This window comes from Methanobrevibacter millerae, assembly GCF_900103415.1.
In the GTDB taxonomy this organism is placed as follows: Archaea; Methanobacteriota; Methanobacteria; order Methanobacteriales; family Methanobacteriaceae; genus Methanocatella; species Methanocatella millerae.
In genome coordinates, this window is sequence record NZ_FMXB01000003.1 from 120,490 (window position 1) to 145,337 (window position 24,848).

23 protein-coding genes are annotated in these 24,848 nt (G+C 38.6%); 12 read left to right on the forward strand and 11 right to left on the reverse strand.

All coding sequences use genetic code 11. The features are described 5' to 3' along the window. The first annotated feature begins 35 nt into the window (after positions 1-35). Positions 36-344: a hypothetical protein gene (locus tag F3G70_RS02525; RefSeq protein WP_149731150.1), complete on the forward strand. Its 309-nt coding sequence runs from the start codon at positions 36-38 to the stop codon at positions 342-344. A 67-nt stretch (positions 345-411) separates the two neighbouring features. Here the strand turns inward: F3G70_RS02525 and F3G70_RS02530 are convergent, their stop codons facing one another. Continuing rightward, positions 412-924, reverse strand: a complete 513-nt coding sequence (locus F3G70_RS02530) for a hypothetical protein (protein ID WP_149731151.1) — start codon at positions 922-924, stop codon at positions 412-414. 97 nt (positions 925-1,021) lie between these two features. After that, positions 1,022-1,588, reverse strand: coding sequence for a TMEM175 family protein (locus F3G70_RS02535; RefSeq protein ID WP_149731152.1), 567 nt, complete (start codon positions 1,586-1,588; stop codon positions 1,022-1,024). Positions 1,589-1,882: 294 nt separating this feature from the next. Between F3G70_RS02535 and F3G70_RS02540 the strand changes: the two genes are divergently transcribed. Further along, positions 1,883-2,716, forward strand: a complete 834-nt coding sequence (locus F3G70_RS02540; protein WP_149731153.1) for a hypothetical protein — start codon at positions 1,883-1,885, stop codon at positions 2,714-2,716. Between the two features lie 191 nt (positions 2,717-2,907). Here the strand turns inward: F3G70_RS02540 and F3G70_RS02545 are convergent, their stop codons facing one another. Both F3G70_RS02545 and eif1A read right to left on the reverse strand, forming a co-directional pair. Continuing rightward, complete coding sequence (locus tag F3G70_RS02545; protein ID WP_149731154.1) at positions 2,908-3,681, reverse strand: serine protein kinase RIO; 774 nt, start codon at positions 3,679-3,681, stop codon at positions 2,908-2,910. 30 nt (positions 3,682-3,711) lie between these two features. Next, positions 3,712-4,014, reverse strand: coding sequence for a translation initiation factor eIF-1A (eif1A, locus tag F3G70_RS02550; RefSeq protein ID WP_149731155.1), 303 nt, complete (start codon positions 4,012-4,014; stop codon positions 3,712-3,714). 114 nt (positions 4,015-4,128) lie between these two features. Between eif1A and F3G70_RS02555 the strand changes: the two genes are divergently transcribed. From F3G70_RS02555 to F3G70_RS02565, 3 genes are read left to right on the forward strand one after another with little or no spacing between them, the layout of a single operon-like run. Next, positions 4,129-5,352, forward strand: coding sequence for a molybdenum cofactor synthesis domain-containing protein (locus F3G70_RS02555; RefSeq protein ID WP_149731156.1), 1,224 nt, complete (start codon positions 4,129-4,131; stop codon positions 5,350-5,352). Positions 5,353-5,403: 51 nt separating this feature from the next. Further along, positions 5,404-5,865 carry a GyrI-like domain-containing protein gene (locus F3G70_RS02560; protein WP_149731157.1) on the forward strand — a complete coding sequence of 154 codons (462 nt, stop codon included), beginning with the start codon at positions 5,404-5,406 and terminating at the stop codon, positions 5,863-5,865. A gap of 9 nt (positions 5,866-5,874) precedes the next feature. Beyond that, positions 5,875-6,123, forward strand: coding sequence for a hypothetical protein (locus F3G70_RS02565; protein ID WP_149731158.1), 249 nt, complete (start codon positions 5,875-5,877; stop codon positions 6,121-6,123). Here the strand turns inward: F3G70_RS02565 and F3G70_RS02570 are convergent. The 4 genes from F3G70_RS02570 to hypD are packed head-to-tail and all read right to left on the reverse strand — an operon-like array spanning position 6,120 to position 9,598. Next, positions 6,120-6,524, reverse strand: a complete 405-nt coding sequence (locus F3G70_RS02570; protein ID WP_149731159.1) for an SseB family protein — start codon at positions 6,522-6,524, stop codon at positions 6,120-6,122. The genes F3G70_RS02565 and F3G70_RS02570 overlap by 4 nt on opposite strands. 5 nt (positions 6,525-6,529) lie before the next feature. Further along, positions 6,530-7,837, reverse strand: a complete 1,308-nt coding sequence (locus tag F3G70_RS02575; RefSeq protein WP_149731160.1) for a TldD/PmbA family protein — start codon at positions 7,835-7,837, stop codon at positions 6,530-6,532. A gap of 1 nt (position 7,838) precedes the next feature. Next, entirely contained in the window at positions 7,839-8,549 is a 711-nt protein-coding gene (locus F3G70_RS02580; RefSeq protein ID WP_149731161.1) for a phosphoglycolate phosphatase, read from the reverse strand. A gap of 2 nt (positions 8,550-8,551) precedes the next feature. After that, entirely contained in the window at positions 8,552-9,598 is a 1,047-nt protein-coding gene (gene hypD, locus F3G70_RS02585; RefSeq protein ID WP_149731162.1) for a hydrogenase formation protein HypD, read from the reverse strand. 88 nt (positions 9,599-9,686) lie between these two features. On the opposite strand from hypD, the gene F3G70_RS02590 reads away from it, so the two are divergent. Genes F3G70_RS02590 through F3G70_RS02600 form a run of 3 tightly spaced genes read left to right on the forward strand, consistent with a single transcriptional unit; the run spans position 9,687 to position 13,177 of the window. After that, positions 9,687-11,357, forward strand: coding sequence for a cytidylyltransferase domain-containing protein (locus F3G70_RS02590; RefSeq protein ID WP_149731163.1), 1,671 nt, complete (start codon positions 9,687-9,689; stop codon positions 11,355-11,357). 9 nt (positions 11,358-11,366) lie between these two features. Further along, on the forward strand, positions 11,367-12,419 hold the full coding sequence (locus F3G70_RS02595) for an N-acetylneuraminate synthase family protein (protein ID WP_149731164.1): 1,053 nt from the start codon (positions 11,367-11,369) through the stop codon (positions 12,417-12,419). 56 nt (positions 12,420-12,475) lie between these two features. Then, on the forward strand, positions 12,476-13,177 hold the full coding sequence (locus F3G70_RS02600; RefSeq protein WP_149731165.1) for a tetratricopeptide repeat protein: 702 nt from the start codon (positions 12,476-12,478) through the stop codon (positions 13,175-13,177). A gap of 173 nt (positions 13,178-13,350) precedes the next feature. Here F3G70_RS02600 and F3G70_RS02605 read toward each other — a convergent pair whose 3' ends face one another. From F3G70_RS02605 to F3G70_RS02615, 3 genes are all read right to left on the reverse strand, one after another. After that, the gene (locus F3G70_RS02605) at positions 13,351-14,889 is read right to left on the reverse strand and encodes an NERD domain-containing protein (protein ID WP_149731166.1); all 1,539 of its coding nucleotides are present in this window, start codon (positions 14,887-14,889) and stop codon (positions 13,351-13,353) included. 132 nt (positions 14,890-15,021) lie between these two features. Then, positions 15,022-16,578 carry a glycosyltransferase family 39 protein gene (locus tag F3G70_RS02610; protein WP_149731167.1) on the reverse strand — a complete coding sequence of 519 codons (1,557 nt, stop codon included), beginning with the start codon at positions 16,576-16,578 and terminating at the stop codon, positions 15,022-15,024. 15 nt (positions 16,579-16,593) lie between these two features. Continuing rightward, a complete protein-coding gene (locus tag F3G70_RS02615) occupies positions 16,594-17,436 on the reverse strand; it encodes a UbiA family prenyltransferase (protein WP_149731168.1) in 843 nt (280 codons plus the stop codon). Positions 17,437-17,614: 178 nt separating this feature from the next. On the opposite strand from F3G70_RS02615, the gene F3G70_RS02620 reads away from it, so the two are divergent. The 4 genes from F3G70_RS02620 (at position 17,615) to F3G70_RS02635 (ending at position 24,786) form a co-directional block, all read left to right on the forward strand. Continuing rightward, positions 17,615-18,709: an inositol-3-phosphate synthase gene (locus F3G70_RS02620; protein ID WP_149731169.1), complete on the forward strand. Its 1,095-nt coding sequence runs from the start codon at positions 17,615-17,617 to the stop codon at positions 18,707-18,709. A 126-nt stretch (positions 18,710-18,835) separates the two neighbouring features. Next, positions 18,836-20,542 carry a sodium-extruding oxaloacetate decarboxylase subunit alpha gene (gene oadA / locus F3G70_RS02625; protein ID WP_149731170.1) on the forward strand — a complete coding sequence of 569 codons (1,707 nt, stop codon included), beginning with the start codon at positions 18,836-18,838 and terminating at the stop codon, positions 20,540-20,542. Positions 20,543-20,878: 336 nt separating this feature from the next. After that, positions 20,879-21,649 (forward strand): SDR family NAD(P)-dependent oxidoreductase, encoded by a 771-nt coding sequence (locus tag F3G70_RS02630; protein ID WP_149731171.1) that lies wholly within the window; start codon positions 20,879-20,881, stop codon positions 21,647-21,649. Positions 21,650-21,897: 248 nt separating this feature from the next. Further along, the gene (locus F3G70_RS02635; protein WP_149731172.1) at positions 21,898-24,786 is read left to right on the forward strand and encodes a right-handed parallel beta-helix repeat-containing protein; all 2,889 of its coding nucleotides are present in this window, start codon (positions 21,898-21,900) and stop codon (positions 24,784-24,786) included. The last annotated feature ends 62 nt before the right edge of the window (positions 24,787-24,848 follow it).

Sequence of the window (24,848 nt, forward strand, 5' to 3'; positions counted from 1 at the left end):
AAATACTTTTCTTTAAAAGATTCGGAGGCAGAAGTATGAAAAACATTATTTTAACTTTAATTGCAGTGGTCTTTTTAATACTCAGTTTAGGTTTCGTAACAGCAATTGACATGGAATTGAAGAAGGTTAATGATAATTCTACTGCTGGCGATATTGATGTTAATGATGCTGTTCTTGCAGGATATGGCCTCTCTATCAGTGGATATGCTTCTTCTCATCCTATATTCGGCGGTTCCAGCTCCGGCATCAGTGGAAATGACAGTCCTCTATACGGAGTTTCCAATCCAGGGTCTCTTTTTGGCGGCTCAGGTCTTGGCAGCGGTGGAAATCAAAACTTTTACTAGTTTACTAAAAAAAGGATAGGAATAATCGTTGAAATCATATTTCAACAATTATTTCTTCAAAAGCTGTCTATTTGTCAGCGTTTAATTCTAAGGTTTCTTTTTCAATTTCAATTCTTTCGTCTAAAATGGTTGAAACTTCATCCATTTCATCTTTGAATACTGCAAGATCTACTTCAAGGCCTATTAAATCAGCTACATTTTCCATGTCTTTTTCGAGATTTTTGATTAATTCGTTTTTAGCTTTTTGCATTTTCAGTTGGGTATTTAAGACGATTTCTTCTAATTGGTTTCCTGCTTTGAAAATAATGAATTCAATAGGTTTTTCTTCATCTTTTTCAATTTCTTTATCGACTTTGTCGAGCAATTTAAGGATGTCTGAGTCTGCATCATCTTCTGCTTTGTAAACCTTTTTAATGGCTTTTTCAACATGAGCACTTATTTTTTTGTCAGTGTATTTTTCTTTTAATGCAATTTTTCTTTCTTTACGGTTAATTTTAGCTTGTGTTTTCTTTTCTTCAAGTTTTACTTTTTTTTCATCGATTTTTACTGAAAGTTTTTCTTTTTGTTCATCTAAACTCATAATATCACCATAATATTTAAGTAATTAATGTTATATTAAAAATGATTTATAATTTTTTTCAAATGAAATCAGAATATGCAAATCCTATGTTGAAGCATCATTCATTATGCTTTTTGCTGATGGCTATCACGTTGATAATGGATATTACAAAAATAATTGTTAAACACATTATTGGTTCAATGAAAGCCACAATCATCGCTATTATGAAACATACGTAATTAAACATCCTGATTTTGGGTTCGTGATAATAGTCACGTTTCAATCCTGGATTTTCCTTAATTATCTGCATGTCAAGCACTTCAAAGGATAATGTCCACAGGAATAATATGACTGCATATGAACATTCAGGTAGTGGGCTGAAAGGAAACTCGCCGATCCAGCCTGTAGCAAATGGCACCATGGTTAAAAAGAAAATCCATACTCCATTCAGGTAAAATATTCTCATGGAAACTTTTTTGAATTTGTGGAAGAGGTTGTCATGCTTATACCATGCCAGATAAATCATTGCAAAGCTGTTTAAATAAGCTAGAAATACTGGCCATTGCTGGGCCAGTCCCTGAAGCGTTGGAACGTGGGGATTTACAAGCTCCAAAACCATAATTGTTGAAGCTATTGCAATTATCGCATCAGTAAAAACGATTAGTCTTTCTTTGTCTATGCCCATATTAGTCCCCGCCAAAAATATACATTTTATAATATTTGATAGTTGTTTATGACTTATATCTATTTTTTATGTATTAAAATTTTTCATAGGCATATTTCATTAATTATAATGTAAACATCCGGCAAAATTCTCATATCTGATTGTCAAAAGCCTGCATCTGTTTTGGGCAATCTATTAATCTTTAATTGGAATGTGGCCATGTTTGCATTAATTTTTGATTTGTTTTTGAATAATAATCTGAAAAAGCAAATTTTTTATAGAAAGTTGTTCAGATATTTAATCAGGTGAATAGAATTGGATGAATTAATGGGGGCATCGTCATTTCCGGTAGTGCCAATACTTATTGAAATAGTGCTTTTTATAGTTTTAATATTGGTTGCGACATTTATCGTTAAAAAAATCTTTAACAGTGACAGTAAATTTCTTAATCTGGAGGAATATCTTCCCAAAGAGGAAATTCAAACGTTGACGCAGCTGGCTTATCTGGCATTAATGTCTGCGTGTTTTCTAAACGTGATGTATACGCTGATTTATGTAAATTTCGACACTGTATACTTTGCACTGGCGGACGTTACCCTTTCGCTTTTCATTGCAGTATCGATAGACAAGAGCACGCTTTCCCGCAAATTGGTGGTATTGCTGCTGGTTCCTTACGGATCGCTCTATTTTCTGCTCTTCAATGCCACTCTGGTCGGTGTGCTGGATTTGATTCATATTCTCGTCTTCATCTATTTCATCAAATACTATTATGACAAATTCCATGAATATACGGAATCAAACGGTCTGGGAATAGCCGTTATTTTAGTGTTTATAATAATTTTCGTTAGCTTTATCCTCACTGCAGTTGCTGAAAACGAAAATCCTTTGCATTCCATTCTCATGGTTACCAATGCATTTACAAGCAACGGTTATGCGGTACTGGGGGATACTGACGTCGGAAAACTCACTTCCCTGATGCTGGCCTGGTCCGGATATATCCTTGCAACGGTAGGTACGGCAACATTAACGACGGCGCTTTTGTCAAGACACTTCAGGAAAAGGTTTGATGATTACGATGATAAGCTCGATGCGCTGAACGATAAGATTGATAATCTGGAAGATCTGATTAAAGGCAATTCTGATGATTAATGCGAAAATGGCTTAAGTTTTTAAAAGATGATATTTTGATGTCTAAACTTAATCATCAACCAACACTATTTTTTTATTTTTAATTAGAACAGTCTAAATCGCAAAATAAGAAATTTAAGGAATTTTTAAAAATTAATCATCAACCAAAAAATGTCCTAATCATCAACCGGTAAGCAATATTTTGGCAGTATCTAAAACTTCGGATTGACGTACTCCCAGACCTCATCGAAATTCGTTTTAACCCCTAAGCGGGTGTATTCGTTGACGAGAGTGTTGATGTCCCTTTCAAGTAGTTCCTTTGATATCGGATTGTCCAGAACTACTGACTGTGAAACGTCAATTATAACTGGGGTTTCGTTTTTATTCAGTATGTTGTAGTTGGACAGGTCTCCGTGAACCAGCTTGGCATCATTAACGAACTTCTTAAGCTCGACAAGAAGTTTATTGAAGAATTCATCCGGGTCTTCAGGCTTCTTGTTTCTCACGGGCTGTGCTGGGTTTCCGTTCTCGTCGCCGATGAATTCGATTAACAGCACGTTATTGGCGCTCGTGTAAGGCTCAGGCACGTTGACTCCTGCGTCATGAAGCCTTTTGAGGTTCTTGTACTCTTTTGTAACCCATGAATAGATGATTTTGCGCTTGTTTTTGGTCTTGACGTTGAATCTAGGATCTCCGTTAAGGTAATAGTTCATCTTCTTGAAGTCTGAAGTGGCTATCCTGTAGATTTTAACTGCCACAAAATTTCCGTCATTGTTGACGCCTATAAGCACGTTTGCTTCCTTTCCGGTGCTTATGGCTCCGTTTAAAACGTCAATGTATCCCTGATTAGCTATCTTGTATAATGTCTCCAGCGTTAACTTGTCAAAGATTTCGTTGCTGACCTTTCGCTCCTCGCTGTTTTTCTTTCTTTTACGGGAGTGAATTTCCTGGTGCTTGGCGTCCGCTTTAGCTATTTTAGGATCCATTAAAATCAGTAAAAAAAGTGAATGGTGTGGTTACATTTTCAAGTAACCTTTTCTTTCAAGCCAGTTGGATTCTGTTTTGGTGTATCTCCAGATTACGTCTCCTTTTTCATCGGATTGGAAATCCCAAGGTTTTACGAGGATAACGTCCCCTTCACGAATCCAAATACGTTTTTTCATTTTTCCAGGTATTCTTGTCATTCTGATGTGTCCGTCCGCACATCTGACTTTAAGTTTACCGTGCCCCATTATCTGTTCAACTACGCCAGGTATTTCCCCTTTCTTCGGAGTTCTTACCCTCCTGTACTCTTGCTGATTGTTATTAGGTTTAGACAAATACTCTCCTCCAAAATTATATTTATAATAGCTCTCACAATTTAATATAAATTATTTATATATTTATCAATAAACTATATATTAATTTATTGGATTTTATTAAAAGGTGTTTTAATGGGTACCGAATTTTTAAAAATAAAAGAGTGCGAAGAGGCACAGGATATTATACAGGAATTATTTGACAAGTACTGCAAGGCTCAAAGCGAAGAGATAGACTGCGAAGATGCCTATGGAAGGGTATTATATAATGACGTTTACAGCAGGATGGATTTTCCTCCTTTTGACAAGGCTTTAAAGGACGGATTTGCAATATTGTCCGAAGACAGTTTCGGCGCTTCAGAAGAGTCACCGAATACTCTTGAAGTAATCGATTTTCTTGAAGCCGGCTCAATCACAGATAAAAAGGTTGAAAAGGGCAAGTGCGTTGAGATAAGTACTGGCGCAGCTATGCCCGAAGGGGCCGACGCCGTAGTGATGGTCGAATACTCAGAAAAGTTCGACGATAAGGTAAATCTCCTTACGACAGCAACTCCGTCCCAGGATGTTGCAAAGAAAGGCTCAGACATTGAGGAAGGAAACTTAATCCTTAAAAAGGGTGATGTCCTCAATCCGGGAAAAATCGGCGTATTACTCTCACAGGGCTTCAAGACGATAGAAGTCTTTAAAAAGCCTTCTGTCGGCGTAATATCATCCGGAAATGAAATCACGATGCAGGGTGAGGATTTGCCGTTCGGTAAAATCTATGATGTTAACGGAAACATGATTAAAAATGACGCAATCTCCTGCGGATGCGATGCAAGGTTTTTGGGCGTTGTACGTGACAACTACGATCAGGTAAAGGAAAAGATTCAGGAATCCTTGAAAGAAGTTGATGTCCTTTTATGCTCCGGAGGAACCTCAGCAGGTCTTGGGGATGTAATAAAGCACGTTCTCGATGAGTTAGGTGAAGTATACATCCACGGAATCTCAGTTCAGCCTGGAAAGCCTACAATCGTTGGAGTCATTGACGAAAAGCTCGTTATCGGACTTCCTGGAAATCCCGTATCAGCGCTCATGATATTCAACGCCTTTGTAGCTCCGCCGCTAACCAAAATGGCTGGAATCGAAAGGGATTTCGAATCTAAAGTTGTTAATGGAGTAATGACAAGAAGAATCCACTCTCCTGTGGGACGTATGCAGTATCAGCTCGTAAAGGTTGACGGAAGCGACGTGCACCCAATATTTAAGGATTCCGGTGCCATATTCTCATTATCAAGTGCCGACGGTTATGTGAAAGTGGAAAAATCCGTCGAACTGCTTGATGAGGGAGAGGAAGTCGAAGTTTATTTATTCAACTAATCAAAATATTTTTTAATAACGATTGTCAAAGTTTAGTTTAAGGTGAAAAGAATGGAATATGAAGTGAAGGTCATTCCAGACCAGACAATTGCAGTCATTAATTATAAAGGTCCGATTGAAGATTTGGAGATTCTTGTCTCTAAGCTGATGGGTTGGGCCGAAGCTGAAGAGCTTGAAGTCTTAAGCGATCCTTTTGTCGTTTACTATTCACAGAGATACGAGGTAAACGAAGGCGATGCGGTCTTTGACGTGGGAATCGTCCTGGGCGAAGAGGCCGACGAAAAGGATATCATCCGTGTCGTCGACATGGTTGAACATAAGGTTTTAAGCGGAATACACGAAGGTGCAACCGACAATATTATGGAAAGCTATGCTGAACTGGTTGAAATAGCTGAGGCGAACAATTACGACATTATCGGTTCACCAAAGGAAGTATTTGTTAAAAGCGTTTTCAATCATGACAATGAAGATGAATACATTACTGAAATTCAATTGCCTATTATAGAAATGTGAGGTGATTTGATGGCTAAAGACGATATTGATTTTGATAAAGAATTAAAAAGATTATCAAGAAACATAGATATTGACATTATGAAGTCTGAGAATTCCTTTGACAACCTTTTTGAAAAGATGGATAAGGAAATCGACCAGGCTGTATCCAATAAGATATCTGCATTTGATGAATCCAAGGAATTGACATCCAAGCATATCATGACCAACTATACGGACTCAGCTTTGGAAAGATATAAAAGAAAATTGGATAAAATCTAATCTTCAAACAGTTTTAAGAAAGAATCCATTTCAACTTCTACGCTGTAGTTGCTGAATGGATTAATTACCACACCACTTATATTTTCCGGATTGTCATCAATCATTTCTGCCAGATTCTTGGCATAAATGTCAATGGCTGATGTAGGCTCCGGAAGCTGTAAATCATCACTGTAGAGCGGAATGAATACATCTCCATTTTCATTAACTATTTTTATTGGCTTGAAGCGAAGCCCATCATCGAATTCAATGATGTCTCCCTCTTCAATGTCATCCAAATCGATGTTGGAAGTTATTTCTATTGGCATTATAAGCTGTGCAGTCTTAAGCTCCTGTATTAATGCGTCATTATCCTCTTTTGTGGCGTCTTTTGGACTGATGTTGAGAAATTCCCTTAATCCCATGATATCTACAACCCTATAACCTTCAGGTCATGAACCAAAAGCTTCGGAATGATGAAAGGTCCCTTTTGCTTTATTTCGGATTTCACTCCATCGCATTTCCTCATCAGATCATAGATGTTTCCGGAAATCATGGCTTTTTTAACGCCATCGGTTATTTCTCCGTTTTCGATGGTGAATGCATTGCTTGCCTCAACAGAGAAATCTCCTGAAATCGGATTTGCAGTATGGGCTCCCAGGACGCTTGTGGTCAGGATTCCACTGTCAATTTCGTCGATTCCAATAAGGTCTTTAAATTTGAATTCTACATTTGATGTCCCTACATTTGGAGTTGACAGGTAAGATGATCTGTATCCGTTTGAAGTGCTTTCGCATCCTGCCTTGTTTGCAGTATAAATGTCATACATGAATGATTTTAAAATGCCGTCTTCAACCAGGTCTGTTTTGACTGATGCGGTTCCTTCACCGTCTGATTTTGCACTTCCCATTCCCTTTTCAAGAAGTGGATTGTCGGCTATCGTAAGGTTCGGATTGGTGATTTCATCGCCGATTTTATCATGAAGGATTGATCTTTTTCTAATCACGTTTTCACCGCTGAATCCCTGAATGAATGTTGAAAGAAGTCCTGATGCTGCATAGTAATCCATAACGACATCACACTCTCTGGTTTCAATGGATTTAGGGTCAAGCGAGTTATGTGCCAGCTTGCACACTTCATCAGTTATCTTTTCATATTCCAAATCGAGAAATCTTGAGCTGTTGTAGTCGTATGCAGTTGCAAACTGGTCGTCCTTTTCAATGTAAACAGATAATCCTCCGGAAAATGCTGTGCCTTCATCAAAGGTGTTCACTCCGTTTGAATTGACAATCAGCTCTTTTCCCTTTGAGGCTGAAAATCCGCAGGAGCTGATGTTGCACTTGTTGTCTTTAGTTCTTTCGATGATGTTTTCAAGGTATTCGCAGCATTCGTCAAGGCTTAAATCATCATAACTTTTATCAAAAGTTCCATTAATGTCACTGTATTTTCCCTGCTGTGAAAATTCGTAGTTTTCATCAATTTTATTTAATTTTGAGTTTTCCAATGCTTTTCGCGCAGTCTCGGGAATTTTATCTAAATCGGATGTGTATGCAAAGCCCATTTTATTGTCCTTTATTATCCTGATTCCCACTCCGCTGTCAATTTCCTCCTTTGCAAAGTTCAGGACGTCATTTTTGGATTCGACTTCGATGAGTTCTGTGTTGCTTATATAGATTTCCCAGTCCTCTGAGAGTCTTTCAACTTCCTTTATGCATTTATCGGCTATTTCATAAATCATGTTATCCTCCAAAGGCAAATTTATTAATGGCTTCAGCCACTCCGTCACCAAAATTATTTTCACATGTATAAGTGCTAATCTCCTTTAAGGTATCATCTGCGTTTGCAACAGCTATTTTAACTCCAGCTTCCTTCAGGAAATCCTGGTCGTTTTCGCTGTCTCCGATGGCCATCACGTTTTCCATATTTATGCCGTTCTTCTCGCAGAGCCTTCTGAGTGAGCTTCCCTTATTGACTCTCTTGTCGGTAACGTGAAGCGCAAAGCCACTGTCATAGATTTCAAGCTCATCTGCATGTTCATAATCATTAAGGGCATCTTCAATGACTTTCCTTTCGATTGTCTTGTAGAATACGATTTCCGTTGCCCTGTATTCGTTGTCGTGAGAGGCGTGTCTGGAATAATCATCGCCCAGTTTCTCTTTGAGATGAATGTCGGCATTTTCGATGTATTCCCTTTTAACCAGAATCTCAACGGCATTGTTATTGTATCCTTCCTTGAAAATCATTCCTCCGTTTTCAGCCACAAGGCCTCCGCTGCAGCCTATCAGCACCTCGGCCGCATAGGCATAGTTGACAACGTTTCCGGTAACGATTATCGTTGGAATTCCTTTCTCTTCTGCATCCCTCAGGGCTTCGATTGCGGAAATACAAATTTTCCTTTTGTCGTCAGTAATTGTTCCGTCAATGTCGACGGCTATAGCTTCAATTTTCATTTTTAGCTCCTTGAATATCTGTGTGCGATGTTACAGGTTCCTTCCTTACTTACCATGCATGCTCCAATCGGATGAAGCGGATTGCATTCCTTTCTAAAGAGCTTGCAGTCTTCAGGTCTTGCAAGGCCCCTTAATATAGGTCCGCAGATACATCCTTTAGGAGCTTCCTTAACGTCCTTTACCTCAATGTCATACTTTTCACGAGCATTGAAGTCTGAAAATTCCTTTTTAATTTCCAAAATGGAATTAGGAATCTTAGGAAATCCTCTCCATTCCCTGCTTGCAACGTCAAATACCTCATCAATCATGTTGGTTGCAATGACGTTTCCCTCTTCACGGACTGCTCTTGCGTATTCGTTGTCTATTTTCGGTGTTTCATTATGAATCTGTCTTAAAATCATGTAAACTGACATCAGGATGTCCAGCGGATTGAATCCGGCAACTGCCTGTGGAATTCCAAAGTCGGTTGAGAAATATTCGAACGGCTTCGTTCCGATAATCGTACAGACGTGTCCCGGCTGAATCAGTGCGTTTAAGCTGGTCTGTCCTGAATTAATTAAAAAGTCAATTGCAGGAGGTATCAGCCTGTGGCAGGACAGTACAGAGAAGTTTTCAGGAGGTGTTGACAGAAGCTCCGCAGCCGTTGTAGGCGCAGTGGTTTCAAAACCTGCAGCCATAAAGACAACGTCATTGTCTTCCTTTTCAGCTATTTCAATTGCTTTGTTGATTCCGTAAACGATTCTTACATCCCCACCTTCAGCTTTTGCATCTGCAAGGGAACCTTTGGAACCAGGAACTCTCAGCATGTCTCCGAACGTTGTTATCGTCACTCCCCTTTCAACTAACTCTAAACACTCGTCGATTTCACGTGATGGAACGACGCAAACGGGACATCCAGGACCTGCAACAATTTCCACTTCGTCAGGCAGAAGGCTTCTTATTCCGTTTTCCATGATTGTATGTTCGTGGGAACCGCAAACGTGCATTATCTTAACGGGTGTAGCTAGTTTATTGATTCTTTCCAATAGCTCTTTTGACATATTTTTCATAATTCACACCAAAGAATTTAATATTATAATATATTAATATTATTAATAGATATTAATTAAATTTTTTTATTAATTATTTGTGATTATTATGTTCCAAAACAATAAGATTTTGGTAGTTATTCCAGCAAGGGGAGGTTCCAAGGGAATTCCCCGTAAGAATATACGTTTATTGGGAGATAAACCATTAATTTCTTATGCAATTGACATAGCAAAGTCGTCAGAGTATGTTGATGATGTTGTAGTATCTACCGAAGACACTGACATAGCACTGATAGCCGAAAAGTTCGGTGCAAGCGTTGTAAGGCGCTCTCCGGATTTGGCGGGGGATATGATACCGATAGATCCCGTTGTTTTCGATGCGACAGTACAGAAAGAAAAATTAGCATTTGACGAATATGATATTGTAATTACAATACAGCCTACATCTCCGCTTCTTAAAACGGAAACTCTTGACAAAGCCATTGAGAGATTTGAAAGCTTTGACGTTGACACGGTCATTTCCGTTGTGGATGACAGGCATTTGAGCTGGGGATACAGCGAAGCGGAAAGGCGATATTTCCCGCTTTACTCAGAAAGGCTTAACCAGCAGTACCTTCCTCCGGAGTATAAGGAAACTGGAAGTTTTTTTGCAACAAGACGTGGTTTTATAACTCCAAATTCAAGAATGGGCAATAATGTTGATTTGATTCAGATTTCATCAGAGGAAAGCATCAATATAGAATCCTATGAAGACTGGTGGGTTGCAGAACATTATCTCAACAAAAAAAGAATCGCCCTCGTTGTGGACGCCTATGATGAAATCGGAACGAGCCACGTTTCAAGATGTATTTCCATGGCCTACAAACTGCTGAGCAATGAGCTTATCTTTTTCATTGACGAGTCACATCATCTGGCAATAGATATTGTAAAAAGCTTCAATTTCCCATTCAGGCTTTATGATGGTGAAGATGAACTTTTTAAGTCTTTAGAGGATTACAATCCTCAGATTGTCATAAACGATATTTGCGATACTTCAGCAGAATACGTCGCCCAGCTGAAGGCGAGGGGTTATTTTGTCATTAACTTTGAAGACCTTGGTTTGGGTGCCCGTGAAGCTGACATGGTATTTGATGTTTTCGGCGAACATGGCGAAGAATCTGTAAATGTCTTTTCAGGACATAAGTTCTACATCCTGAAGGACGAATTCTACTATCAGCCGACAAAAATCGTATCTCCTGAAGTTTCTAACGTGATTATAACTCTGGGTGAAAACGATTCAAATAAGATTACCGAAAAGGTATTGGATGGCGTTTTGGCAAGTGGATATGCCGGAAGAATCGATGTCCTTCTGGGACTGGGATATCCGGACAAATCAGAAATTATGGAAAAATACGAGTTGAAAAATAACGTTCAAATTTATAATAGAGTTGAAAATATCAGTGACTTCATGTTAAGGGCAGATATTATATTCACTTCTGCCGGCAGAAGCATGTATGAAGTCTGTTCAGTTGGAACTCCGTGCATCTGCATTTGCAGAACTGAAAGGGAACTGACCCACTCATTTGGATTTCCAAACAACGGATTCATCAACATGGGTCTTGGAGAGAACGTATCCGTTGAGGAAATAACAACACAGTTCAAGCTGCTGTGGCAGGACTTTGATATGAGGCAGAACATGAGCCAGCTTATGAAAAACATTGATTTGAAGCACGGCTTTGACAATATCTGGTCCATAGTTGAGGAAAGGTATTGGGCCAGCAAATTTGAAGAAAATCATTAGGGTGTTAAGATGAGGATTTTTAGAAAGAAACCGTTTTTGATTGCAGGAATAGGCGTTAATTTTTTTGATATAGCGCAAAGAGAAGAAATCAGCGATATGGAAGCTGCCAAGATGATGGTTCTTGAAGCCAAAAGGTGCGGCGTTGATGCCGTCAAGTTCCACTCGTTCAAGGCAGACACTCTTGCATCTAAAAATTCTCCGGCTTATTGGGATTTGTCCGAAGAGCCTACAACTTCCCAATATGAGCTTTTCAAAAAGTACGACAAGTTCGGAAAGGAGGAATATCGCGAACTGGCCGAATATTGTCGTGAACTGGACATAATGTTTTTATCCACTCCTTTTGATTTCGAATCCGTTGATTATCTTGATGAATTCATGGATATCTTTCCAGTATCCTCATCAGACTTAACCAACATCCCGTTCATCAAGTACATTGCATCCAAAAACAAGCCAATGCTTTTGACAACGGGCGGTGCAACAATCAATGAAATAAGGCAGGCTGTAAGGACAATTGAAGACGTATCAACCGTTGACATTGCAATAATCCATTCCATATCATCCTATCCTACTGATTATGTGGATGCCAATCTGCTGATGATAAAGGATCTTCTTGAAAGCTTTCCGGATTATGAGATAGGCTATTCCGACCATACGAAGCCCGATTTGAACATGTTCGTCCTGACGACGGCCTACAGCTTTGGCGCAGACATTATAATGAAGCATTTCACTTTGGACAAGTCACTTCCGGGAAACGAGCACTATCACGCAATGGATCCAAACGACGTGCTGGTTTTCAGGTCCAACGTTTCATTCCTCTCAAAACTCCTTGGTATGAGAAACAAACAGCCATTAATATGTGAATCTTCGGCAAGGCGCCATGCAAGACGCTCCATTGTTGCAGACAAGGACATCAAAAAGGGTGAAAAGATTACCTTTGGAATGCTTACCTTCAAAAGGCCGGGAACAGGAATAACTCCCGCCAAAATCGATGATGTTATCGGAAAAACCGCATTGGAGGATATTGCAGAAGATACGCTAATTGACTTTGACATGCTGGAATAGCCAATATGGAAAACTTTATTAATGCTTATATTTAATTAATATTTTAGGTGATTACCATGAAATTATGCAATAATTGTGGTTACAGGTTAGAAGGCTTTGAAAAATTCTGTCCGGAATGCGGAAAGCAATTTAAAGAGCCTGAAGACAGAGAAGATTTTATAGGATCAATTTTCAATCAGTTTTCCTCAGACATGAATGATATAAAGGAAGAGACATTGGAATTTTTCAATGATTTGAAGATTGACGATGTCATTGACGACTTTTCAACCAACTCCCAGAGGGCATTGAACCGTGATGCGACCTACGTTTCAAGGGCACGCATAAAACTGGAAAACTCAGGAGACAACAACCGCATTATCCGGCTGTGCAACAAGGCCATTCTGATAAATGACAGAAATTGGGAGGCCTATCACATAAAAGGTAAGGCATTAATTAACCTGGGAAGGTATGACGAGGGAATTGAAGAGCTTATTAGCTCACTGGCATTGAAGGATGACAATCTCGAAGCCAGATGCTACATTGCCAAGGCATATTATCTGAAAGGCGACACGGGATATTCCATCAAGGTATACGATTCCATTTTAAATGTCGATGACAAACACCCCGGAGCTCTTAAGGGCAAGGCGTTAATCTTTTTCGATCAGGAAAACTATTATGAAGCTAACAAATACTTTGAAAGGGCAAACAACGTCACTTGCCTGTCAAGAAAGCTCCTCAACAAGTGGGACGTCTGCACAAAAAAACTGAAAGAGGAATAGTTTCCTCACTTTTTTTAATTTTTTCATCTATATGCCATTATCAAAATTGCTTCTTCAACGATAACCCTCGCATTAATTGAAACAACACCATCATTATTTCAATAGTTTAAAAATAAAGTTATCATTTAATTATATGAAAATTGAAAATAAATTAATAAAAAAAGAAGGTAAAATTAAAATTCTGCAGAACAGTCGGTAGAGTATTTGCTTAGCAATACTGCACATTTGTCAATGGTCTCAGAATCTAATTTTATCGTACTGGTTTGAATAGTATTCAATAATTCGTCAATAAACAGGTCTTCATCGGTTAAAGGCATATTTATGACAACAACTTCGTTATTTATGAAACCTACAAGCGGCTCGACAAAGCAGTTCCTGATATTGTTTTCGTTAAGGAAATTAATCAGGTCCTCACCTAAAGTCAATGCCTTCTGCTTGATTGCATTGTCGTGAGGGAATTTGGCTTGTTTTGTCGTGTATCTGAATAGCTTCTGATTTCCGACCTGTCTGATTTCAAACTTATCATTTTCATCTTCCATGGAATTAATCAGTTCTATGTTTTCGTTTTCGGAATTCAGTCTGCTTTTAGGATTATACTTTTGTGAAAGCATCGCATAGATTCCTGTAGGTCCGACGACAACGTGGTTGATTCCAACAGGTGAAGTTGGAGTTTTGACATTATAGAATACGTAGTAGTCCTCAGGAAGACTTAACAAGTGTTCTCTTACGATTCTTGTTCTGATGGTAGTCTCTTGAGTATCTCTTGTTCTATAAAATCCAAATGCAACGATAATGATTCCTATCAATAAGGCGGCAAGTCCAATTCCACTGTTTACTAATATGATTTCCACAATACTTAAAACAAATATCACAACACCTGCCAGGATAATGTAATGGTCTGTAGTGAAGTTTTTCAAATCAAAGTCAGGACCATCTTCAGACAAGAGTTCCGTAGAAACGATTCCGTCTCCTGGTTCGGCTATTGTCAATTTGCCCAAAAAGTTTCCGAATCTTCCTTCGCTTTCCTCTTCTGCAACAGGACTGCGATAATATATGTTCATTCCCTTCAGGAATTCGTCCTTAAGGAAACTTTTCATAATATTGTAATCGTTTGATTTTGGAACGGCAAATTCCTTACCGAATTTGGATAGAACCGGTTCTGGGATTGTAGTTCTGGCGGTTCTTGGCGTTGCATCGATTTGCATTTTCTCCTCTTCAAGTTCCTCTTCTGCAATTTTCTGCATCTGATCTTCTGAAAAGAAGTTTTCAAGCTTATCAGTAATGGATCTTATGGAGCGTGCGTTTTCATCAATTTCCTCTTCTTCTTCAACTTGCGCATCAGCAGGAACTTCCTGATTGCTTCTGATTATTTCGAGTTCCTTTTTCCTTTCGTCAATGATTTTATCCAGTTCCTTGTTCATTTCGGAATCCAGATATCTTAGGGAACCTCCGCAGCTGTCACATTCGTAGTCAAGTATATTGTCGCTTGATTTGATTTTGTATTTCAATCCACAGTCCTCGCACTGAACAATCTGTGAATTGTCGTATTTTATAGCACTTAATATGCCTGAACCAGAGGATGTTTGGCTATCAGAATAGTCTTCCAAAAGTTCTAAGTCTCCTGCACATGTAGAACATTCAAATGATGAAATGTCGTCATTATCATCGAGTTGGTATTTGGCACCACAGTTCTTACAACATACAACTTTCATAATAATCCTCTTACATTGCCTTTATATTATTAGTTATGATTGGTTTTTATTATTAAATATATTCATTTGATGAATTTTTCAATTATCATTTATTAAAAAAACTCGGCTTAAAAACATTTAAAAAGTGTTAGCTTAATTAATTATTCTTTTATACAGATATATTCCATCTATATTGGTTTCTTCAGTATAATTCGTCAGATTAAGCTCTTTGTGTGAAATGTAATAATCTATCGATGCACTTTCAATGCTGCCTATCCTGTCATTCGGTATTCCCGTTACGTTTTTGCCAAGATACCAGTGGTACGGCCGCATATTATAGGTTCCGATTATCATGTCTGTGTAATTGTCATTGTTTGAAATGATATAGTCTGAAATCTCTTCAGGACCCATGTAATATCTCGTATCCTCAAATGTCATGGTAAACGCAAAGCCCTGAACGATAAAAAGCACGATTAATACTATTGGAAGAATCTTCTTTTTAGGTATCCTTTCGTTAATTTCCTCAACAGCCACCATTAAAAAGTATGTGAATGCGGGAAATGCCGGAATGATGTATCTGTTGACCTTGATTACGTAATATGAGAAGAATATGAAGTTTGCCAGAAGCCAACCTGCCATCATCAGTCCGCCCTGGTTTTTGCTGTTTTTTCCAATGATTAATAATCCTAAAAAGGTGATTATTATCGTAATGAACGAGCTGAAGTGATTGAAGGTCACAAGAGCTATTAACAGAAGAATTATTCCGATGATTTTCTCCTTGTTCAATTCAAAATTGCATTTTTTAGCCCATAAAACTGCACCGACAGCCATTATCACCAATACCAGTCCTGAAAGGATTGTGGGATTTTCAAGGGCAGGAGTATGCTTTACAAACACTATGCTTGAAGACGAAATGAAATTCGGAAAGTTGACGATGTAATAGGTGAGGTCTGTATTGTAGGCCGCATCTTTAGTAGATCCAAGGGTTCCTCCGGCTCCTCCGGCAAGCAGGTCGGTAAAACCGAGGTTTCCATTGCTCATCGTATTGACAGTAACTAAAATGATGGTGCTTAGGATGGCCGCAATTGCCAGGCCGATGAGCATGTATTTCAAGTCCTTTCTGTTAATCTTAAATGAATTGTGGTAGATATAGCACAGCACTATTACAGGAAGAATCAGGCCAGTGTTGTATCTTGTGAAAAATGAGATTACAAACATGACGATTGCTCCAACGTAATATTTCGGAGTGTCCATGGCCCTAATCGTGAAATATATTGCCCAGATGGTGACTGCAACTGAAGGTACGTCCAGACTGCCGTTTGCAAGCCAGGTGAGGCTAAGGGCAAGTCCTGAATAGACTATTGCTCCCGTTAAGCTTAAAAGCTTGTCGAATCTTGTCCTTAAAAGCAGGTACATTCCAACGTTTCCAAGTATTGCAAAGATTCCGGTAACGATGTAGATTGCCAGCCTGTCGACAAGTCCCGCCCTGAAGAGAAGGGAGGTTAAAAAACAGATTACTGGTGAGAGAAAAATGTCATAGGTTGAATAGATATTGGTTCCCGTAAAGTAAAGGGCGTTTCTCAGGTATAGGAATATGTCTGAGCAGTAAATGCCCAGATTCATGTTGAAATTGATGTAGTATCCAATCAGTATGCAGCTGAATACAAAGACGAATATGATTTCCTTTTTGTCTTTTAGATTTAGATTCATTTCTAATCACTTTGTTTAAAACGATCCGACTGCAAATGCGACAAATGCAATCAGCATTCCGATTTTAAGGTATTTGGACACTTTGGCCGCATTTTCAGATTCCTGATTTTTAAGAAAGATAATTCCTGAATAGATGAATATCAGCACTGCAACGGATATTATCGCCATATAATAGATGTTGAATATGTGATTATAATATAAAAGCGGACAGAGGCCGCAATCAAGGATTATCAGCACGAAAGTGATTATTGCTGATGGCTTCGTTCCGTAAAGTATTGGGAAGGTTTTAGCCCCTTCGGACTTGTCTCCTTCAATGTCTTCCACATCTTTCGTGATTTCCCTTGCCGTTGTCATTATGAATGCAAAGAATCCCAAAAAGATTGAAATAGAAATTATCGGCTCGGTACCGATTGAATATCCTCCGAAAGCAAAGCAAAGTCCCGTCATGAATCCTACAGTCAGATTCCCGATTAAAGGAGTTGATTTCAGTTTATATGCGTAAACATACAAAACAACGTCTGCAAAGAGAACTATGGCGAATGGAATCCAGCTTCCCGTCAGATAGCTGATTAGCGCTCCACATACAGTTCCCGCTAAAAAGAGTCCGTAAGCGTAGTTTCTTGCAGTCTTTGGAGTGATTCTGCCTGAAGGTATCGGCCTTGAAGGCTTGTTAATCAGGTCGATTTTATAATCGAAATAATCGTTGATTACGTTTCCTGCACTTATCTCAAAAAGCACCGCCAGCATTGCAAGTATTATGGGAATGGAAACGGTATGGTCAACGATAGCCACAAGAACGATAGCTATTCCCGCCATCACCACATTTCCTGGTCTTAAAATTTCTATATACGGATTCATGTTTTCACTTAAAGAATTATTTTTTAAAGGCTTATTGCCTCTTTAAAGCTATTTAATCAGTGAAATAGCATATTAATGATTGCTTTCACTTATCAATAATTATAAAAACTATTAAATATTACATATTATAATATATTATTTTATTATTTATATTATTACTTTTTAGCTGGTGTTAAATTTGAACAAGATTAAGATAGCAATAGTTGGGATAGGAAACTGTGCGAGTTCCCTTATCCAAGGAATTCACTATTATGATGGAAAAAACCCTGAAGATGCAATAGGACTTATGCACTGGGAAATCGGAGGCTACAAACCAAGCGATATTGATGTTGTAGCTGCATTTGACGTTGATGCAAGAAAAGTTGGAAAAACAATTGATGAGGCAATATTCGCCAAACCGAACTGCACAACCGTTTTTCAGAAAGACATACCAAAATACGACGTAAAGGTAAGCATGGGTCACGTTTTGGACGGAGTTGCAGAGCACATGTCCAAGTATGATGATGAATTCACTTTCGTCGTAAGCGATGAGGAACCTGTCGACGTTGTAGAGGTTTTAAAGGAAAGCGGCGCTGAAATACTCGTTAATTACTTGCCTGTAGGTTCAGAAGAGGCCGCAAGATACTACGCTCAATGCGCACTTGACGCAGGAGTTGCCTACGTTAACTGTATGCCAGTATTCATTGTAAGCGATGACGAATGGGATGCTAAATTCAGAGAAAAAGGAATTCCTATTGTTGGAGACGACATCAAGGCTCAAATCGGTGCTACTATTACACACAGAACACTAGCTAGCTTATTCATGGATAGGGGAGTTAAATTAGATAAAACCTATCAGATTAATACCGGTGGTAATACCGACTTTTTGAACATGCTTAACAGGGATCGTCTGGATTCCAAAAAGGAATCAAAAACCGAAGCTGTCCAGTCAGTCTTAAAGGAAAGGATGGACGACAGGGATATCCATATCGGACCTAGTGACTACGTCCCATGGCAAAACGACAATAAATTATGCTTCCTCAGAATGGAAGGACGTACCTTCGGGGACGTTCCTATGAACATTGAGCTTCGCTTAAGCGTTGAGGATTCACCTAATTCCGCAGGCTGTGTCATTGATGCAGTAAGATGCTGTAAAATAGGTTTGGAAAGAGGTATCGGTGGACAATTAACTTCTATTTCTTCATACACCATGAAACACCCTCCAATCCAATACACAGACGACGAAGCATACGATAATGTTGAAAAATTCATTTCCGGCGATTTGGAAAGATAATTTTTCAATCCCTATTTTTTTTATTAGTATTACAAATTTATTAATATATGAACATACATATATTGTAGTATAATGTATGAAAATTACTCAGTTAACTGTAAATAATTTTAAAGAGGTGTTAAATAAATGGCTAAAGTAAGAATTACTGAAACTGCACTTCGGGATGCCCACCAGTCCTTACTTGCAACTAGGATGAGAACCAGGGACATGGTTCCTATTGCAGAAGAGATGGATAAAGTAGGATACTTCTCTGTTGAAGCGTGGGGTGGAGCAACTTTTGATACATGTATCAGATATTTAAATGAGGATCCCTGGGAAAGATTAAGGAACTTAAAGTCTGAATTTAATAAAACTCCTATTCAAATGCTTTTAAGGGGACAAAACCTAGTGGGTTATAAGCATTATCCTGATGACGTCGTTACAAAATTCGTTGAAAAATCCTATGAAAACGGTGTAGACATTTTTAGAGTTTTCGATGCCTTAAACGATATCAGAAATATGGAAAAGGCAATTAAAGTCGCAAAAGCTCAGGGCGCCCATGTACAGGGTACAATCAGCTACACCATCAGTCCGGTTCATACCCTGGACGATTTCGTGGATTTGGCCAAGGAGCTTGAAGCTCTTGACTGTGATTCCGTGGCCATCAAGGACATGGCAGGACTTATTACTCCTTCAGCCGCATATGATTTGGTATCCAAACTCAAAGAGGAAACCGATTTGCTGGTTGACCTGCACTGCCACTGTACAAGCGGAATGACTCCTATCAGCTATTATGCCGCATGTCAGGCAGGCGTGGACATACTGGACACTGCTATTTCACCGCTCTCCTGGGGTACTTCACAGCCTCCAACCGAGAGTATGGTTGCAGCCCTCCAGGGAACTCCGTATGACACGGAATTGGACTTGAAACAGCTGGCGTCAATTAAAAAGTACTTTGAAGACATCAAGGAAAAGTACGCAACAATACTTGACCCTATCGCTGAAAGTATCGATGCAGATGTATTATTGTATCAGATTCCTGGCGGAATGCTTTCAAATCTCATTTCACAGCTCAAGGAACAGAACGCCCTTGACAGGTACAACGACGTGCTTGAGGAAATGCCACGTGTTAGGAAGGACATGGGTTATCCTCCGCTCGTAACTCCGACAAGCCAGATTGTAGGTATCCAGGCGGTCATGAACGTCCTCGGTGGAGAAAGGTACAAAACCGTATCCAACGAAGTCAAGGAATACATGAAAGGAAATTACGGAAGGCCTCCTGCACCTGTTGATCCTGAAATCTCCAAGAAAATAATCGGAGACGAAGAGGTCATTACCTGCAGGCCTGGAGATCTTTTGGAGCCTGAATTCGACAAATATAAATCCGAAGGAATGGAGAAAGGATTCGTCAAAACCGATGAAGACGCATTGACTTATGCAATGTATCCTCCGATTGCCCCTAAATTCCTAAAAGGGGAAGCTGTTGAGGAAGAGCTTAAGGCACCATCCATTGTTGACGATGAAATCGGAATTCCGACCCAGTATAACGTTGAAGTTGACGGAGACGTTTATGAAGTTAAAATCATGCCTACCGGATTCATGGAAGTTGAGGAAACCGAAAAAGGTCCTTTCACTCCTGTTGAAGGTGGAGTATTCTCCTCAATGCAGGGTATGGTAATCAAGGTTAACGTTAACGTTGGAGATAAGGTATCTGAAGGCTCAACAATCGCTGTTATCGAAGCCATGAAAATGGAAAACGACATTCAGTCCGAAGTTGAAGGTGTCGTTAAGGAAATTTTCGTGGAACCTGGTGACGCAGTCAGCGCCGGAGATATCCTGATGGTTATCGAATAGATAACCTACTTATTATTTTTTTTAAATTTTTTATTATTTTATATTGATAAATTATTATTTTGATTATTCTACAAATTAAATTTTTAGGATTTTGTACATATTTTAATCATTGGTGCATTTTGTTGCTTTTTTTAATAAATATTGAATGTTAACATCGTGAATTTTGCCCGGTTAGTCATTTTCAATAGTAAAAGATTGTCATTTTGTTTAATTTTTTCATTGAATATGTTATAATCTTTTAGAAAATCAATTAGACAAATTTATATATTTCAGAGTATAAAGATTATAATATCGAAGTTTTAGATAAAAACTTTGAAAATTTTTTAAGGTGAAAAAATGAAAAACTACTTTGATATTAAAGATAAGGTCGCTCTTGTTACTGGAGCATCTTCCGGTCTCGGTTGGCAAATTGCTCAGGCATACGCTAGCCAAGGAGCTAAATTAGCATTATTCGCTAGAAGAGAAGAAAGACTCATCGAAAACAAAAAAATCTTAGAAGATGAATATGGCGTTGAAGTCATGTACGCCATAACGGATGTCGGAGACCCTGAAAACATCGCCGAATCTGTTAAAAAAGTAGTTGACCATTTCGGAAGAATCGATATCCTCGTAACCGCAGCTGGTATGGGTAACAACAAACCTGTTGTCGACCAAAGTGCTGACGAATGGGATAGACACATTAAAATCGACTTAAGCGGTGTATACTACACCTGTGCAGAAGTCGGTAAAGTAATGATCGAACAAAACTATGGTAAAATTATCAACATCGGTTCAATTCACTCCCGCGTAATCTTCCCTGGTGGAGGAATTTCCGCATACTCCTCAGCAAAAGGTGGAGTAATGAACTTAACCAAAAATCTTGCTGTCGAATGGGCTAAATACAACATTACCGTTAACGCAATCGGTCCTGCAGTATTCGAAACCGAATTGACTGTAGACAGTATTGAAATGGAAGGATTCATGGACTTAATTACAGCATACTGTCCTATGGGCAGACTTGGTGAACCTGGTGAACTCGACGGTCTTGCAATTTACTTCGCATCCGACGCTTCCAGTTTCTGTACCGGACAATTGGTCTGTGTAGACGGTGGTTGGACAGCTATTTAAGTGTAATTTCAAATTACACTTCTTTTTTTATTTTTTAAATTAATTAACTTGATTTAATCTATTTACTAGAATTTTCCAGTAAGAGTTTTTTCGCATCTGAATATAATCATTAATTAATCGTGATGTGCTATATTTCTTTCATTTGAACGTTTTTTCAATAATTATTATATATCAGTAAAAACATATATTATAATGTAAAGAATACTTAACAATATTTAAATTGTGCTTTACAAACTGATGTGATAATTATGAAATCAAATAAAAAAATTCTATGTTTGCTTATTGCATTAATCATGCTTTTAGCCGTTAATGCGGTAAGTGCAACGGAAGACACTTCAGATATCATTGCAGCTGATGACTCTGCAATCGATTCCGAGATTAGTCTTTCTCAAGATAATGAATTGGGGGCTGGGGAAACCTTTGTCATTACAAACACAACGTTCAGCAATTATTTCACTGCTGATGGTGAGTTGAATGGCAATGTTAGTGAAGGCTCTACTTTGGACTTCCAAGGTACTTTTACCGGTACTGATTATAAAGTAAACATAACTAAACCGGTAACAATCATTTCAAGTACTGAGGATGCGCTGTTTAACGATATTGGTAAAAAGGATACTGCTGGCGGTTGTTTCCATATCTCTGCCGGCGGATCCGGTACTACCGTAACTGGTTTAAACTTTATAAACTCTGCATTTTACGTAACCGGAGCTTCTGATGTTGTGATTGAAGATATCTACATGATGGCTAACATGTCAGGTGTAGGTTCCGGAACTGGTTTCATGTGTGTTCAGGCAGGTTCAAAAAATGTAACTGTTAAAGACAGCTATTTTGAAAACAGGGGAACTGGTTCAAGCATAATCGTTATTGGATATTCAGATTACTGTACTGTAGACAACAATGAAGTAGTAATTAATGGAAGTAGCGGTAATGCGGTCTATATAACCACTTATGTTCCTGCCAAATGGACAGGCACTGCACCTACAGGAAATGTCATTTCAAACAATTATATCCATGGTTTGAAATCCGGCTTTTGTATGGCGCTTGTTGTTGCAGGAAATGAAAACTTAATTGAAAACAACACAATCGATTATAACGGTGCAAGCGGTATTGCAGGCCAGTCATTTTCCGCCCAAAACAATAATAACTATACAAACAATGTTTTAACCGGCGGATGCAGTTTCACGGCCGGTGATTTTTCCTACGTTTCAGGAAACATTGTTGACGGTTCAATGACTGCAGGTTCCGATAGTATTGTTGAAGACAATCAAATGAAATCATTGTCATTATCAAAAGCAAATGCTGTTGTTGACAATAACATTATCGGTGAAGGTGGTGTAACCCTTAATGCGGCCGCTTTAAACACTACATTGACCAACAATATCATTTTATCTCCTGTAACGGTCAAATCCAAAAACAACACCATTCAAAACAATACCATTAGTGCTGAAAGCGAATATGCAATTGACTTAACTACAACCACAGGAAATGAAGTTTCATTCAACACCTTATCTTCCAATGATTACATGGGGGATGAAGCAGTTAAAAGCAATGGAAACAACTCCGTTCACGATAACGCTGCATTGGGCAATGTTGTAACTAAAGACAATTTCTTCGTTTTCTTCGATACTGACGGAAACTACAGAGACCTTAATTTCACTGTATTGTACTTTAAAGGTGAATTCGATAATTTGGTGGATGCAATTACAATCAATAAAAATATAACTGTCTTAAGCCTGAACGCCACTTTAAATAACATGGCATTCATTCTGCTCGCTGACAGCATTAATTTAAACGGACTTAAAATGAACTTCGACGCTGCTCCTGTTTCAACCATGGGTTCAGCTATTTTAATCAATGGAACAAACGCTACAATTGAAGACATGCTAATCAGCTATGTTTTAAATGAATCCGATACTGCATATATTATTTACGCAGAAAATGCCGATGATTTATGTATATTGGGTAATGAATTCTATTTGAACGCTAAAACTGACGGAAGTGAGGTAAATAACGTCATTTATGTTTCAGACACTTCAGACATATTGCTGGAGGATAATATCATTTTAGCTGATATTCCGTCATGCTACGTCGACTGGAAAGAAGTCCCTCCGGCAAGCGGCAATTGGGTTAAATTCCCTGTCAGTGAAGGCCTGGTCTTTGAAGGATGCAGTGACCTGACCATAGTTGACAATTTCATTGGCGTTAGCTACAATGATGTTGTTGGAAGTTATGACACGATTTACGTAGTCGATATTAAAAATTCCAGTGGCGTTGAATTCAGTGATAACAACGTTTCAGGTATAGGCAAAACTTACATTTACGGATTATACGTTGAAGCTGACGATTTGATTGTTGACAATAATATTTTTACCATAAAATCCGATTATTATGTCAATGATATGGAAATTGAAGCCTCTTTAGACGCTACTGTAAGCAATAACATTTTTACTGCTGAGGCTGAAAGTCTTGCATATCCGATTTATTCAGGCATGAATGGCGGAGATTTGGAAGTTGAATATATCAACAACACCATTAACGCAAAGGCAGATATCGTTTACGGCATGGAGCTTTGCGGCTCAAATGAAGTCGTTATGGGAAACACAATAAATGTGCTGGGAAATAAAACCACAGGCATTGCTTCTAAAAGCAAAACTTTATACGTTTTCAATAACACCATTAATGCTCCTGGTGAAAACTTAGGAAATTCATCAGTGGTTGAAATATTCAAATCAATGTCCGTTGGCATTCAACTGGTTAACTCTTTCGCAAGCATTGAAGCAAATACGATCAACTCTGATTCCATAGGCATTCACGCTGAAGGCGGTTCAGTTTTAATTTACAATAATGCAATAAATGTTACTGACAACGGATTGACAGATTCCTATGCAATTTTCGCTGAAGAATCAGATGTAAGCATATTAGACAACAATGTGACCTACGTTGGAAATACCTCCGGTGAAACGATAAACAATGCTGTCTGTTTAAATGACTGCGCTGAATCATTGATTGAAGGCAATGTTTTCGATATTTCCTTCCTTCATGCTATGTTGACTGGAAGGAAATTCCTCCTGGAAGCGGAGTTTGGGTTAAATTCCCTGTTTCTGAAGGTCTTGTATTCAACAACTGTTCAGCTTTAAACTTCACTGATAATACAGTTGATGTTGAAGCCAATTCCGCAATCGGATCATTTGACACCATT

Coding starts and splice junctions, on each gene's coding strand:
- F3G70_RS02525 (WP_149731150.1), top strand. CDS start 36: ATGAAAAACATTATTTTAACTTTAATTGCAGTGGTCTTTTTAATACTC.
- F3G70_RS02605 (WP_149731166.1), bottom strand. CDS start 14,889: ATGAAAGTTGTATGTTGTAAGAACTGTGGTGCCAAATACCAACTCGAT.
- F3G70_RS02565 (WP_149731158.1), top strand. CDS start 5,875: ATGGCTAAAGACGATATTGATTTTGATAAAGAATTAAAAAGATTATCA.
- F3G70_RS02560 (WP_149731157.1), top strand. CDS start 5,404: ATGGAATATGAAGTGAAGGTCATTCCAGACCAGACAATTGCAGTCATT.
- F3G70_RS02555 (WP_149731156.1), top strand. CDS start 4,129: ATGGGTACCGAATTTTTAAAAATAAAAGAGTGCGAAGAGGCACAGGAT.
- F3G70_RS02590 (WP_149731163.1), top strand. CDS start 9,687: ATGTTCCAAAACAATAAGATTTTGGTAGTTATTCCAGCAAGGGGAGGT.
- F3G70_RS02545 (WP_149731154.1), bottom strand. CDS start 3,681: ATGGATCCTAAAATAGCTAAAGCGGACGCCAAGCACCAGGAAATTCAC.
- F3G70_RS02630 (WP_149731171.1), top strand. CDS start 20,879: ATGAAAAACTACTTTGATATTAAAGATAAGGTCGCTCTTGTTACTGGA.
- F3G70_RS02595 (WP_149731164.1), top strand. CDS start 11,367: ATGAGGATTTTTAGAAAGAAACCGTTTTTGATTGCAGGAATAGGCGTT.
- F3G70_RS02535 (WP_149731152.1), bottom strand. CDS start 1,588: ATGGGCATAGACAAAGAAAGACTAATCGTTTTTACTGATGCGATAATT.
- F3G70_RS02600 (WP_149731165.1), top strand. CDS start 12,476: ATGAAATTATGCAATAATTGTGGTTACAGGTTAGAAGGCTTTGAAAAA.
- F3G70_RS02610 (WP_149731167.1), bottom strand. CDS start 16,578: ATGAATCTAAATCTAAAAGACAAAAAGGAAATCATATTCGTCTTTGTA.
- F3G70_RS02615 (WP_149731168.1), bottom strand. CDS start 17,436: ATGAATCCGTATATAGAAATTTTAAGACCAGGAAATGTGGTGATGGCG.
- F3G70_RS02575 (WP_149731160.1), bottom strand. CDS start 7,837: ATGATTTATGAAATAGCCGATAAATGCATAAAGGAAGTTGAAAGACTC.
- F3G70_RS02570 (WP_149731159.1), bottom strand. CDS start 6,524: ATGGGATTAAGGGAATTTCTCAACATCAGTCCAAAAGACGCCACAAAA.
- oadA (WP_149731170.1), top strand. CDS start 18,836: ATGGCTAAAGTAAGAATTACTGAAACTGCACTTCGGGATGCCCACCAG.
- F3G70_RS02580 (WP_149731161.1), bottom strand. CDS start 8,549: ATGAAAATTGAAGCTATAGCCGTCGACATTGACGGAACAATTACTGAC.
- F3G70_RS02530 (WP_149731151.1), bottom strand. CDS start 924: ATGAGTTTAGATGAACAAAAAGAAAAACTTTCAGTAAAAATCGATGAA.
- hypD (WP_149731162.1), bottom strand. CDS start 9,598: ATGAAAAATATGTCAAAAGAGCTATTGGAAAGAATCAATAAACTAGCT.
- F3G70_RS02635 (WP_149731172.1), top strand. CDS start 21,898: ATGAAATCAAATAAAAAAATTCTATGTTTGCTTATTGCATTAATCATG.